This is a genomic window from Lentzea fradiae (assembly GCF_900100955.1).
GTDB classification, from domain to species: domain Bacteria; phylum Actinomycetota; class Actinomycetes; order Mycobacteriales; family Pseudonocardiaceae; genus Lentzea; species Lentzea fradiae.
The window spans coordinates 235609-246761 of sequence record NZ_FNCC01000014.1; the positions used below are offsets into that span (position 1 = coordinate 235609).

At 70.4% G+C, this 11153-nt stretch carries 14 protein-coding genes; 2 read left to right on the forward strand and 12 right to left on the reverse strand.

The window, feature by feature from the left end; translation table 11 throughout:
- The 11 genes from BLT23_RS41025 to BLT23_RS30865 form a co-directional block, all read right to left on the reverse strand.
- The gene (locus BLT23_RS41025) at positions 1-141 is read right to left on the reverse strand and encodes a hypothetical protein (RefSeq protein WP_176946985.1); all 141 of its coding nucleotides are present in this window, start codon (positions 139-141) and stop codon (positions 1-3) included.
- Positions 142-204: 63 nt separating this feature from the next.
- Positions 205-1212 (reverse strand): NADP-dependent oxidoreductase, encoded by a 1008-nt coding sequence (locus BLT23_RS30820; protein WP_090055369.1) that lies wholly within the window; start codon positions 1210-1212, stop codon positions 205-207.
- 79 nt (positions 1213-1291) lie between these two features.
- The gene (locus tag BLT23_RS30825; protein WP_090055372.1) at positions 1292-2005 is read right to left on the reverse strand and encodes a GNAT family N-acetyltransferase; all 714 of its coding nucleotides are present in this window, start codon (positions 2003-2005) and stop codon (positions 1292-1294) included.
- Entirely contained in the window at positions 2006-2470 is a 465-nt protein-coding gene (locus tag BLT23_RS30830) for a hypothetical protein (protein WP_090055376.1), read from the reverse strand. It lies immediately after the preceding gene.
- Entirely contained in the window at positions 2470-5286 is a 2817-nt protein-coding gene (locus BLT23_RS30835) for an FtsK/SpoIIIE domain-containing protein (protein WP_090055379.1), read from the reverse strand. Before BLT23_RS30835 ends, BLT23_RS30830 begins: the two co-directional genes overlap by 1 nt.
- Complete coding sequence (locus tag BLT23_RS30840) at positions 5286-5537, reverse strand: hypothetical protein (RefSeq protein WP_090055383.1); 252 nt, start codon at positions 5535-5537, stop codon at positions 5286-5288. The genes BLT23_RS30835 and BLT23_RS30840 overlap by 1 nt, the downstream gene beginning before the upstream one ends.
- Positions 5537-5797 carry a hypothetical protein gene (locus BLT23_RS30845; RefSeq protein ID WP_053731857.1) on the reverse strand — a complete coding sequence of 87 codons (261 nt, stop codon included), beginning with the start codon at positions 5795-5797 and terminating at the stop codon, positions 5537-5539. The genes BLT23_RS30840 and BLT23_RS30845 overlap by 1 nt, the downstream gene beginning before the upstream one ends.
- A 240-nt stretch (positions 5798-6037) precedes the next feature.
- Positions 6038-6469 carry a hypothetical protein gene (locus BLT23_RS30850; RefSeq protein ID WP_090055385.1) on the reverse strand — a complete coding sequence of 144 codons (432 nt, stop codon included), beginning with the start codon at positions 6467-6469 and terminating at the stop codon, positions 6038-6040.
- A gap of 154 nt (positions 6470-6623) precedes the next feature.
- Positions 6624-7244 carry a DUF4232 domain-containing protein gene (locus tag BLT23_RS30855; RefSeq protein ID WP_090055388.1) on the reverse strand — a complete coding sequence of 207 codons (621 nt, stop codon included), beginning with the start codon at positions 7242-7244 and terminating at the stop codon, positions 6624-6626.
- A gap of 63 nt (positions 7245-7307) precedes the next feature.
- Entirely contained in the window at positions 7308-8165 is an 858-nt protein-coding gene (locus BLT23_RS30860; RefSeq protein WP_245744355.1) for a gamma-glutamylcyclotransferase, read from the reverse strand.
- 355 nt (positions 8166-8520) lie between these two features.
- Positions 8521-8868 (reverse strand): winged helix-turn-helix transcriptional regulator, encoded by a 348-nt coding sequence (locus tag BLT23_RS30865; protein ID WP_090055491.1) that lies wholly within the window; start codon positions 8866-8868, stop codon positions 8521-8523.
- A gap of 75 nt (positions 8869-8943) precedes the next feature.
- On the opposite strand from BLT23_RS30865, the gene BLT23_RS30870 reads away from it, so the two are divergent.
- Positions 8944-9702: an SDR family oxidoreductase gene (locus BLT23_RS30870; protein WP_090055393.1), complete on the forward strand. Its 759-nt coding sequence runs from the start codon at positions 8944-8946 to the stop codon at positions 9700-9702.
- Between the two features lie 7 nt (positions 9703-9709).
- Here BLT23_RS30870 and BLT23_RS30875 read toward each other — a convergent pair whose 3' ends face one another.
- The gene (locus BLT23_RS30875) at positions 9710-10660 is read right to left on the reverse strand and encodes a LysR family transcriptional regulator (protein ID WP_090055396.1); all 951 of its coding nucleotides are present in this window, start codon (positions 10658-10660) and stop codon (positions 9710-9712) included.
- Positions 10661-11013: 353 nt separating this feature from the next.
- On the opposite strand from BLT23_RS30875, the gene BLT23_RS42335 reads away from it, so the two are divergent.
- A partial coding sequence (locus tag BLT23_RS42335) for a transposase (RefSeq protein ID WP_143036099.1) occupies positions 11014-11153 on the forward strand: 140 nt, incomplete at its 3' end.

The following is an 11153-nucleotide window of genomic DNA, read 5'->3' on the forward strand; positions in this document are numbered from 1 at the left end:
TCAGCCCGCGAAGTGCCTGCGGCTCAACGCGAGCAGCCTCCGCTGGACCCGCCGCGCGCAGCTCGCCGGAGTCCTCGCCGACCGGCTCGCGGCCGCCCTCGACGACGCCCACGCGCACGGCGGGGTCACCCTCTCGCTCACCAGCCGGGACGCGGCAGACGGCCCGGGGGACCGGTCACCCGGCCGGTGAGCTTCCGGTACCGCTCAGAACTTGACGAGCATCTTGCCGGTGTTCTCGCCGCGCAGCATGCCCAGGAAGGCGTCCGCGGCCTGGTGGACGCCGCCCTCCACGACCGTCTCGGTGTACTTGAGCTCGCCGGAGGCGATCCACTTGCCCATCTCCGCCACGAACTGCGGCTGCAGGTCCTTGTGGTCGGCCACCAGCATGCCGCGCAGCGTGAGGCGCTTGCCGATGAGCTGGAACAGGTTGCGCGGGGCCTTGGGCGGCTCGGTCGCGTTGTACTGCGAGATCGCGCCGCAGAGGGTGGCCCTGCCGTTGAGGTTGAGCGAGCTGATCGCCGCTTCGAGGTGGTCGCCGCCCACGTTGTCGAAGTAGACGTCGATGCCGTCCGGCGCCGCCGCGGCCAGCTGCTCGGCCACCGGGCCGTCCTTGTAGTTGAACGCGACGTCGAAGCCCAGCTCCTCGGTCAGATACTTGACCTTCTCGGCCGAACCGGCGGAGCCGATGACCCGGGAGGCGCCCTTCAGCCGGGCGACCTGGCCGACGATCTGCCCCACCGCGCCCGCCGCCCCGGACACGAAGACGGCGTCGCCCTCCTTGAACTCGGCGGTGACGAGGAGGCCCGCGTAGGCGGTGAGACCGGGCATGCCCAGGACACCGAGGTAGGTGCTCAGCGGCGCGACCGAGCCGTCGACCTTGGCCGCGAACCTCGCGTCGAGGACGGCGTACTCGCGCCAGCCCAGGCCGTGCAGGGCGTGGTCGCCCACGGCGAAGTCGGGGGAGTTGGAGGCGACGACCTCACCGACCGCGCCACCCTCCAGCGGGGCACCCACCTGGTACGGCGGGACGTACGACTTGACGTCGTTCATGCGGCCGCGCATGTACGGGTCGACGCTCATGAACAGGTTGCGCACCAGGATCTGGCCTTCGGCCGGTGCGGGGACCTCCACCTCGGCGATCTCGAAGTTCTCCGCTGCCGGCCAGCCCTTCGGGCGTGACGCGAGCCGGACCTCTAGTGCGGTGGTGGTCATGGGTGACCTTCTCCATCCCTGTTGCGGATCAGTAATCCGTTTCAACCGATGAGCGTCACCAAGTGTTCCGGCTTGTGACCTATGGCGCAGGGAGGAGTGTCGTGACCTGCCGGAGCGTGAAGCCCAGCTTGCGGTAGAGGGCGATGGCCGCGGCGTTGCCGTCGTCGACGAACAGCGCGCACGTCCCGTACCGGGAGAGCAGGGACGACGCGACGAACTGGCACACGCGCAGGCCCAGACCTCTGCCCTGGTGCTCGGGGTGGACGGCGACACCCATCATGAAGCCGACGTGCTCCGACGACCACGCTTCCGCCGCCGTGGCCGCGAGGGTGCCGGCGACGTGGACGCCCGCCCAGCGCCGCACGCCCGTCTCGCCCGGCCAGGCCCAGGAGTCCGGGTTCGCCAGCCGCAGCAGGGACGTCACGGCGTCCGTGGCCGGAAGCCAGCCCGCCTCCGGTGGCAGGTCCAGGGCGCCGGTGCGGTCCATCCAGCCGAACGGCTTGTCCTCGGCCCACTCGGACGGCATCAGCTCGGTGACCTCGCGGGCCAGCGACACCTCCAGCTGCGGCCTCAGCTCCACGCCGCGGCCGTGGGCGGCCAGGAGGGAGGCCACCCCCTCCGCCGGGCCGGAGAGGACCAGGCGGCGGCGTCTGGCCAGGCACGGGGCGTGCACGGCCACCGCGCCGTGGTGTTCCCAGGCCGCACCGCCGGCGCCGAGTGCCTGGGACGCCCAGCGGATGAACGGGTCGTCGCTGGCGTCGTGCACGCAGGCCGGGGTGCGCAGGCGGCGCACTCAGTCCTTCTGCTTGCGGCGCAACAGGGTTCGCTTCGCGAGCGAGTCCTCCAGCGCCTGGTACGCGACGTCCATCGCCTTGAGGTACTCGCCCTGCGGGCGGGGCGGGACCGACTCGTCCGCCTTGGGGAACGGGACCATCTGCAGCCAGCGTTCGTTCCAGAGCTGCTCGACCGCCGACTCCCAGTGCAGGTGGGCGCCCATCCGCACGACCCGTTCGCGGTCGCTCACCTCGGCGATCCGCTGCTGCGTGGCCGCGATCCGCTGCGCGAGCTCGGCGCACCGCACCTCGTCCAGCTTGCGCTGGCGGGCCGCCGCGTCGGTGGCGATGGCGATGATCTCCTTGTAGCGCTCGACCGCGGACAACGCGGGCGCCGGAGCCACCTCCTCGGTGCGGCGCGGTGGCTGCTCGCTCCCGCGCTGCGGCGGGACCGGGTCGAACATGGTCGTCATCATCGGGTTCATCACGCTTCTCCTGTGTCGAACGGGATGATCACTTGCGGTCGCGAGTGCTCGAACCGGTCGAAGAACAGGCCGCGGCGCGGCCTCGGGGACCACGACATGACCTGCTCAGGTCCGAGCGACAGCAGTTCCTTGCCCTGGACGTCGAACGCCACCCAGGCGCCGATGTCGTCGTAGACGCCCGGCGGCAGGCTCGCCTTCAGCCGCTGCACACCGCGCCACCAGCCGAGGACGTGCGTGCGGTTCTCCGGCCCGTGCTTGAGCACGGTCCGCAGACTGTCCACACCGGACGCACGGGTCGCCGGATCTTTCTGCTCCAGCAACGTCTGCGCCGCGTCCACGCCGTAGAGCACCAGGTAGTGCGAAGTCAGCGGCGCGTCCGTCTCGCCCTTGCCGATCGCCTGGAGGTCCTTTGCGGTCTCGTCCAGAACCTCGCGGATGCCGTCCAGGTAGATGACTTCGGCCTCGTGGCCGTCCGCTCGCAGGCGCTTGGACAGGTGCTGTGCCGACGGCTCCGCCTCGTCGACCAGGCAGGCCAGCGTGAACCGCGCCCCGCGCGGGTGGTGCTGCCTGCCCAGGGACGCGGCCGCTCCGCCGAGCACCGCGGCCGCGTCCTGGACCACGGAACCGATCACCGCGATGTTGCGGCCCGGCGTGCGCGCGAAGCGAACGCGTGCCGCGCTGCCCGCGACGTCGATGACCTGTCCGAGGAGCACGGTAGGTGATGCGTCGCCCGGCCGCAGGTCGGAGAAGTCCGGCAGGGCGTCGAGCAGCGGGACCTTGCTGCCGTCGAACAGGCCGGGGGCCTGGCCCGGCTCCCGGCGCCACAGCTCGTTCTGCAGGAAGTCCATCGTGCCCTTGGCCGTCGAGTCCGGCACCCGGCAGATCTCGTTGCCCGGCTTCACGCCCGACTCGTGGTTGATCACCGCGTGCCAGCGCGGCAGCTCCACGGCGGCGTCGTTCTGCGGCTCCGCCAGCACCCGGCGGGCCTTGGGCAGCGCGATGCGCACGGTGAACTGCTCGAAGATCGCCGACTTGCCCCAGAACCCCTCGATGCCCGAGACGTCCTGCGACGACAGCACCAGGTGGATGCCCTGCGACCGGCCGCGCCGCGCCACGTCCTCCAGCAGCTGCGTCGCCGCGGCCGTCACCTGGTCGCGTTCGCCGAACAGGTACTGGAACTCGTCGATCACGGCGACGATCCGCGGCCAGCGGCCACCGGGGTCCTCCGCGCGCAGGTGCTCCAGCTTGGTGACCTCGTGCTGCTTGGCCGCGTCCGCGCGCCTGCGCATCTCGTCGGCCAGGAACTTCAGCAGCGCCACGCCGAACTCGCGGTCGGTGTTGACGTTCACGCCGACCAGGCGGGCGTGCGGCAGCCACGACGGGTCCTTGCGGCCCGGCGCGAACTGCGCGAACGACACGCCCTCCTTGAAGTCCAGCAGGTACAGCTCCAGCTCGTCCGGCGAGTACCGCGCGCACAGCGAGCCGAGCATGGCGTAGAGGAAGTTCGTCTTGCCGGAACCGGACGGGCCACCGACCAGCGCGTGCGGCGAGGTGTCGCCGAGCTGCACGCAGACCTGTTCGCCGTCGTCGAACCCGACCGGCGCGATCACGCCCGCCGCCGAGCTCTCCGTCCACGGCCGGTCCGGCAGCAGGTCGCCGAACGTGCCCATCCGCGAACGGCGTTCCTCGCGCTTCTCGGCGATGGCGGCGCACGCGCGCGGCACGAGGGTGCGCGGGAACGCCGGGTCCAGCGTCACGCGGACGTCCTTGCCGGTCATCGTGCACGTCGCGGAGCCGTCGGAGCGCAGCACCACGGTCTCCACCGGAGAGTTGACCGTGATCGGGATGTCCACGATGAACAGCTGCACGCCGCACGCCAAACCGTTGCGCGCCACGCGTTGCAGCTGCTGCTGGTGCTCCTCCCGCAACGCCTTGCGGTTGCCGAACAGCACGGCGATCCGCCACGGTTCGGTGCGCCGGCCCTCACCGCTGACCGAACGGACGGTCAGGTGCCCGTCGACCAGGACCTTGGTGTGCACCTGGCGGATGTGCTCGGACAGCTCGTCGAGCAGCTCGTGCAGACGTGCCGGGTCGTGCACCGTCAGCAGGTTCGCGCGGGTCAGCGGGTAGAGCCCCGGCAACGACCCGGTGAGCTGGCCGACGTCCCACACGTGGACGTGCACGAGGCCGGGCTGGAAGTGCGAGAGCACCCGCAGCAGCAGGCTCTCCACCAGACCGTCCGCGAGCTGGCGGCTGTCCGGGGTGGACGAGATGTGCAGGTGCGACTGGTCGAGCAGGGGGACCGCGACGGGGAACGGCGCCGCCTCCGGCGCGGAGACCACCTCGCCGGTGCCGATCCGCCACAGCTCCGGCACGCCCTCGCTGCCGTCGTGCGTGCCGGGGTGGCCGAGCCACGACTCGTACGGCCACGAGGCGGGCCCGCGGGCCACGGAGTTCACCAGCTCGGTCAGCTGGTCGGGACCCGTGGTGGTCCACTCGTGGTACGACTGCTGCCAGTCGTGCCTGATCTGGGCGAGGCGGTCCTGGAACTCCGCCATCGACAGCGGGGCCTGGCGCGGGTTCCCGATGCGCTTCTCGTCGACCGTGAGGAACGGCGTCACGTCGGTCAGCGCGCTGTCGCGCAGCGCTCTGTCGATGCCGGTCCCGCGCACGGTGAACTCGACCAGGTCCTTCGCGTGCTCGGTCGCGAGGGCCCTGTGCTCCCGCGCCACCGAGCCCAGCGCGGCCGAGACGGCGCGCTGGAACTCGGCGAAGGAGTCCTCGATCCTTCGCCGCCGGTCGTCGCGCCTGCTCATCACAGCTCCACGGTGAGTCGTTGGATGCGCTCTAGGGTTCCCACCATCAACTCCAGCTGATCGGGGAATCTTTCCTTCGCGCGCACGAACTCCGGTGGAAGAAGCGACTCGTGGTGGTTCTCGCTCGACTCGGCGAGGATCGCCACCGCCTCGTCCAGGCCCTCCTGCGCTGACCGCACGCTCCGGTACGACTCACGCAGAAACTCGCTCACCTGCTCGAGCACGGCGCGAACCTCGGCGATGGACGCCATCAAAGCCTGCTGTTGATGCCCTCGGCCCCGGAGATGCCGGCGCCGAGGTAGTTCTGCAGCTCGCTCACACCCGACACGACCTGCTGGAACTGCGCGTTCGTCGTCTCGACGTCCGCCTGCACGGAGCCCTGTGTGACCGATGTGAGCAGCTGCTGCGCGTCCTCGGCGAGCTCGGCCGCCTGCTGGAGGGCCGACTGGCTTTGGCTCGCCTTGTCTATCGCCTGGGCGATTGCGGCACGGACCTCTTCGATGCTGGCCATGTCGGCTCCCGAACCCTCCCGGAACAGAGTGGTCGTACAACCACCCTCTGTAGAGATTGTGCCCAGATTTTCACAGTTGAGAGCGAAGATGCGCTAACCGGGTAGATGCCTGAATCCACTCGAACGGGCCTTGATTTAATGATCAGTTGAGCGCGCCGCTGGCCTCTTCACCACGGGTGTTGCAACGGTCACACCGGCGCTCTACGGGCTGTTGTCCACAACCACGACCGGCTGGGTGAATCACGAGGGTCTCGACGCGGCGTTGTCACGCAAAGTGCCCGCGCCGAAGGGGTCGTCCCCGGCCCACGCCTCGACCAGAACGCGTTCCGCGCCCGGCACGAGGGCCGTGATGAGCCCCGGCTCGTCCAGCACCGTCCACGCCGTCGGCGGCTCGCACGCCACCCGCGGGGTCGGGAAGTCGTCGCCGAGGCCCCGCACGAAGGTCCGCACGGCCCTCGCGAGCGCCGCGGAGACGTTGTGGGTGGCCTTCTCGTCGCTCGGCCGGGTGAGCACGACGGCCCAGCAGCCGGGCTCCTCGTCGGAGCAGTCGCGGGCGTCCACGACGTGGGCACCGGCACGGCGGATCAGCGCGTCGCACGCGGCGCGCGCCTGTTGCTCGTCCGCCGCCTCGACCACGACGGTGACCAGCAGCACGAGGTCGTCTTCGTCCATGACACCGCGAATGGTGTCAGATCACCCGCCGGGCGGACTCCGGCACCCGAGTGACGGCCTCGCGCGCGGACGACCGCCGCGGGGGTGCCGGGCCGAGCGGAGTCCACAGTGGGCACCGCATCGGCACTCCCGCGGCGGTCGTCGGTTCCGCCACCTAGGCGGCGTAGAACGCGCTGATCTCGATCTTGCCGCCCGAGCACACCGACCCGAACGTCCACGGCACGCTCACCGGCGCCGTCTCGTTGGGCGGGATGGCCGCGGCCTTCGACGGCTCCGGCTGGCAGGCGCCCTTCACCGGCTCCTCACCCGCGGGGATGACGTTCCAGTGCAGGTTCGCCGCGGCTTTGGCGCCCGGTGCGAGCGTCACCGTCGTGGGTCCGGGGTCCGCCTTGCGCTCCAGCTTGGTCGGCACGGCGCCGGAGGCGTTCTCCAGCTGGAAGCCGCTGTACCCGTTCAGCGTGCAGGGTGCCGAGCCGGAGTTCGTCACGACGAACCTGCCGTACCGGTTGCCCGCGCCCGCGTCCGTCGGGACGACCTCACCCGTGAGCGTGGAGGAGTCGCAACGCTTCACGGCGGGCGCCGCCGCGTTCGACTCGGGGGCCCCGGACTCGGCGGCCTGCGAGACGGACGGGCCGGCGCTGGATGACGATGACGCCGACGACGACGTCGGGTCCGACGTCGGCAGCGTCTGCGACGCGCTGTCCGTTTCTCTCGTCCCGCAAGCCGTGGCGGAAGCGAGCACCAGCAGTCCACATGCGATCAACCGACGAGTCATGGGTGCACCTCCTATCGAAGGATGTGCCCGAATCACCGGAAGCCCACACAACCTGCCGGAAATTCACCGGATCTGGTGGACGTCCCATCCGTCCGCGAGCTCGGCCATGCCGTCGACCGGGGCCGTCCAGATGTAGGTCCACGCGATCCGGCCGTCGGGCAGCACCACGCGCACGCGCCGGTAGTCGGTGCCCTCGTACTCGTCCAGCCCCGGCAGGGCCACCTCCGGCGACTTCAGCCGCAGCACGTGGCCGGGCACGCCCAGGCCGGCGCCGGGGCGCAGGGCGGGGTAGCCGAGGCCCGTGTCGAGCAACGTGCCGGGCAGGTGGGTCTTCTCGGAGTCCACGACGTGCGGCTCCATCAGGTGCCAGGCGCTTCCTCCCGGCTGGAGCGTGCCGTAGACGAACAGCAGCTCCGGCCACGCGTCGGCCGACGGGTCGCCGTGGACCTCGCTCACGTCCAGTCCGTCCGTCATCGCCGGCCTCTCGCCCAGCACGCGTGCGCCCCGCTGCGACACGTCCGCACAACGGACCATACGGCCGTTGAAAAGCACGGGCATCCGCTTCTTGGAGCCTGCCGTGTAGGCCAGCACGCTGTCGATGACGCCGCCGTTGTAGAGCACGACACGGCCCGTGTGCAGACGTACGAGCCGATAGCGCAGCCCGCGTCCCTCGCAGCGGTCCAGCACGCGCAGCTGTTCAGGCGTGGCGAACCAGATGGAGTGCTCCTCGACGACACCGGGAGCGCCCGCGAGAGTCGCGGGCCGCTGTCCGTCGCGCATCCGCAGACCCGCGGCCCAGACAGCAGAAAGGCCCTCGCACCGTGCGCGGAGCACGACTGCGGGGCCTTCGAGGCCCAGCTCCTCGCGGAGCCAGGTGAGCTTGCTCGGGTTGGCGTTGGAGCCGTACCCGAGCACCGGCATTCGGGCCGCCAGCGGCGGCTGACCGTGGTTTGCGAGCCATTGGTCTAGATCGATGTTCTCCGGCTCAACCCGCCATCCGGAGTCCATCGTGAGGTCCGGGCGCACTGGCCAGCCTGTTTCGTCCACGTGAACGAAACAGTGGTCTGGACGAGTGCCCGGGTAGGGCTCCGCCGGATGGCTTTCGTCGGTGAACGGTTGGGCCATTGGTCCATTGTGCCAGCCGATCGTGTGAGAATGCGCCCCCTGATCGTGATACGTCCGATGTATTTGTCGGGCTATCGCGAAAACAGTGAGAACGTTCACGAAGCATTCGGGTGAGCGACCCGATGTTCAACCGGCTCGGCTCCGGTCCGGCTCAGGGGCTGTCATAGCGCTGCTGCGCCTGGGAGATCTCCGGCTGGTTCGCCTCGATCCAGTGCGCGAGCGCCACGAGGTGGTTGGCGGCGCCCTTGCCGAGGGGCGTGAGGGCGTACTCGACGTGCGGCGGGATCACCGGCTTCACGTCCCGGTGGACGAACCCGTCCCGCTCCAGCGTCCGCAGCGTCTGGGTGAGCATCTTCTCGCTGACGACGTTCTCCAGCTCCCGGCGCAGCGCGCTGAACCGCCACGACCCGCCGTCCGACAGCACGTGCAGGGCCATGACGCCCCACTTGCTGGTGACGTGCTCCATGATCGCGCGTTCCGGACAGTCGCTGATCTGCATGCTCACCTCCGAGTAAGTACCCCACTCGAAAGTGGGTACTTTCCAGAGGTTAGCGCTCTCCCTACTGTTTGCGCCATGACGATCCTCATCACCGGAGCAACCGGCCAGCTCGGCAACGCAGTCGTCCGCTACGTCCTCGACCGCACCGACGAGCAGGTCGTCGTCTCCGTCCGCAACCCGGACAAGTTCACGCTGACCGGCGTGGAGGTCCGCCAGGGCGACTTCGACCGGCCCGAGACCCTGAACTTCGCGGGCGCCGACAAGCTGCTGGTCATCTCCGCCGAGGCCCCCGACGCCGACACCCGCGTCCAGCAGCACAAGAACGCCGTCGCCAAGGCCGTCGAGCACGGCGTGGGCCACATCTTCTACACGAGCATCACCGACGCGGACACCTCACCGGCCGCCGTGGCCGTCGTGCACAAGGCCACCGAGGAGGCCATCCGCGCGACCGGCATCCCGTTCACGATCCTGCGCAACGGCATGTACCACGAGAACTACCTCGGCGCGCTGGCCGGCGAGACCGTCGCCCTGTCCACCAAGGACGGCCGCGTCGCGAGCGCCGCCCGTGACGACTACGCCCTGGCCGCCGCCGTCGTGCTCACGACGCCGGGCCACGAGGGCCAGGTCTACGAGCTCACCGGCTCCACCTCGTGGTCGTTCCCCGAGCTCGCCGGCGACCGGTTCCGCGACGTGAGCGACGACGACCTGCTCGCCGCCGGTCTGCCCCCGATCATCGTGGACTTCTTCAAGTCCATCCGCGAAGGCGTGTTCGCCGAGGTGCGGCCCGACCTGGAGAAGCTGATCGGCCGTCCGACGCGGCCGATCCAGGTCTGACCCGCGCTCAGGCCAGCTCGGGGTGCGCCTCCGGGTGGGCGTCCCACCACTTGCGGTACTCGGGGTTGCGGTCCAGCACCGACCGGTAGGCGTCGGCGGCGCACGCGAACACCTCGTGCGCCCGCCCCGCCACGGGAGAGTCCCGCCGGGTGGCCACGAAGATGTCCGTCATCAGCGGCATCCCGCGCAGCCGCCGGATCACGATGCCGTCCCCGCCCCTGGACGGCGCCGCGGCGAACGAGACGCAGCCGCCCGCCACCAGGCCGCGGGCCATGCTCGCCTCACCGGTGTGGTGCGTCAGCCGCGGCACGAACCCCGCGTCGGCGCACACCTGGAACATCTGGGTCCGCGAGCCGATGTGCTGCGGCGGTGGCGCCACCCAGTCGCGGCCGGCCAGCTGCGCCAGCTCGACGTCCTCCTGCTCCGCCAGCGGGTCGGTCTCCGGCAGCGCCACGAACGCCGGTTCGGTCACGAGCTTGCGCAGCTCGATGCCCGCGAGGTCGCGGGCGTGCATGCCGTCGAAGAACTCGAACAGGGCGACGTGCACCTGTCCCGCCTCCAGCATGTCCACGATCTCCGCCGACGACGGCCGCACCTCCGCGCGCACGTCGGCGTTGAGCTGCCGCAGGCGTTCGACGAGCGTGGCGAAGTACAGGATCGGGATGCACCCGAAGAACAGCGGCCCGCGCCGGTCGGCGGGACGGGTCGAGCCGACCAGCTGTGCCATCTCGTCGAGCACCAGCCGCGCGGTGCCCAGCACGCGGCGGCCCAGGTCCGTGGGGACGCACCCGCTGCGCGTGCGGTCGAAGAGCTGACCGCCGACGAGTCTTTCGACCGTGCGCAGCTGCGCGGACAGGGCGGGCTGGGTGAGACCCAGCCGGGCCGCGGCCCTGGTCACGCTGCCCTCCTCGGCGATCGTGCGTACCGCGCGGAGGTGGCGGAGCTCCAACTCGGGCATAAAGACCTTGTATCCCCCTTCTGAATGCGCCGCCACCCTTCGATCGGGGCATAGTGACATCGGTCGTCCTCGCGGGACCAGAGGTCTTCCGGCCCGGCGCTATGCGGCAGCGCCGACGGGCCGGGTGCGGGTGAACCGCTCCCCGGAAGTTGGACTGGGAATCCAGTTCCGACTCTCCGGGGAGTGGTTCGTTGCGTCCACAGAGTTCGTTGTCTGAGCAGCAGCGGGAGTCCGCTGTTGCGTTGTTCGAGGCCGGGTATGGCAGAGATGCTGTCGCGACCCGGTTGGAGGTGTCCGCGGCGGCGGTGCGACGCTTGCACGATCGTTGGAGGTTGTGGAGCGCGGGAGCGCTGATGGACAAGCCGGACAGACGGTCGTTCACCTTCGAGTTCAAGCTCGAGGTCGTGCGTCGCTATGTCAGCGGTGAGGCGACCGCGCTCGAGCTGGCCCGCGAGCACGACCTGTCCTCGCCCAAGCTGATCGAGTCGTGGGC

Coding starts and splice junctions, on each gene's coding strand:
- BLT23_RS30845 (WP_053731857.1), bottom strand. CDS start 5,797: ATGGCCAGCATCGAAGAGGTCCGTGCCGCAATCGCCCAGGCGATAGAC.
- BLT23_RS30860 (WP_245744355.1), bottom strand. CDS start 8,165: ATGCCGGTGCTCGGGTACGGCTCCAACGCCAACCCGAGCAAGCTCACC.
- BLT23_RS30855 (WP_090055388.1), bottom strand. CDS start 7,244: ATGACTCGTCGGTTGATCGCATGTGGACTGCTGGTGCTCGCTTCCGCC.
- BLT23_RS30850 (WP_090055385.1), bottom strand. CDS start 6,469: ATGGACGAAGACGACCTCGTGCTGCTGGTCACCGTCGTGGTCGAGGCG.
- BLT23_RS30830 (WP_090055376.1), bottom strand. CDS start 2,470: ATGAACCCGATGATGACGACCATGTTCGACCCGGTCCCGCCGCAGCGC.
- BLT23_RS30835 (WP_090055379.1), bottom strand. CDS start 5,286: ATGAGCAGGCGCGACGACCGGCGGCGAAGGATCGAGGACTCCTTCGCC.
- BLT23_RS30870 (WP_090055393.1), top strand. CDS start 8,944: ATGACGATCCTCATCACCGGAGCAACCGGCCAGCTCGGCAACGCAGTC.
- BLT23_RS30840 (WP_090055383.1), bottom strand. CDS start 5,537: ATGGCGTCCATCGCCGAGGTTCGCGCCGTGCTCGAGCAGGTGAGCGAG.
- BLT23_RS30875 (WP_090055396.1), bottom strand. CDS start 10,660: ATGCCCGAGTTGGAGCTCCGCCACCTCCGCGCGGTACGCACGATCGCC.
- BLT23_RS30820 (WP_090055369.1), bottom strand. CDS start 1,212: ATGACCACCACCGCACTAGAGGTCCGGCTCGCGTCACGCCCGAAGGGC.
- BLT23_RS30865 (WP_090055491.1), bottom strand. CDS start 8,868: ATGCAGATCAGCGACTGTCCGGAACGCGCGATCATGGAGCACGTCACC.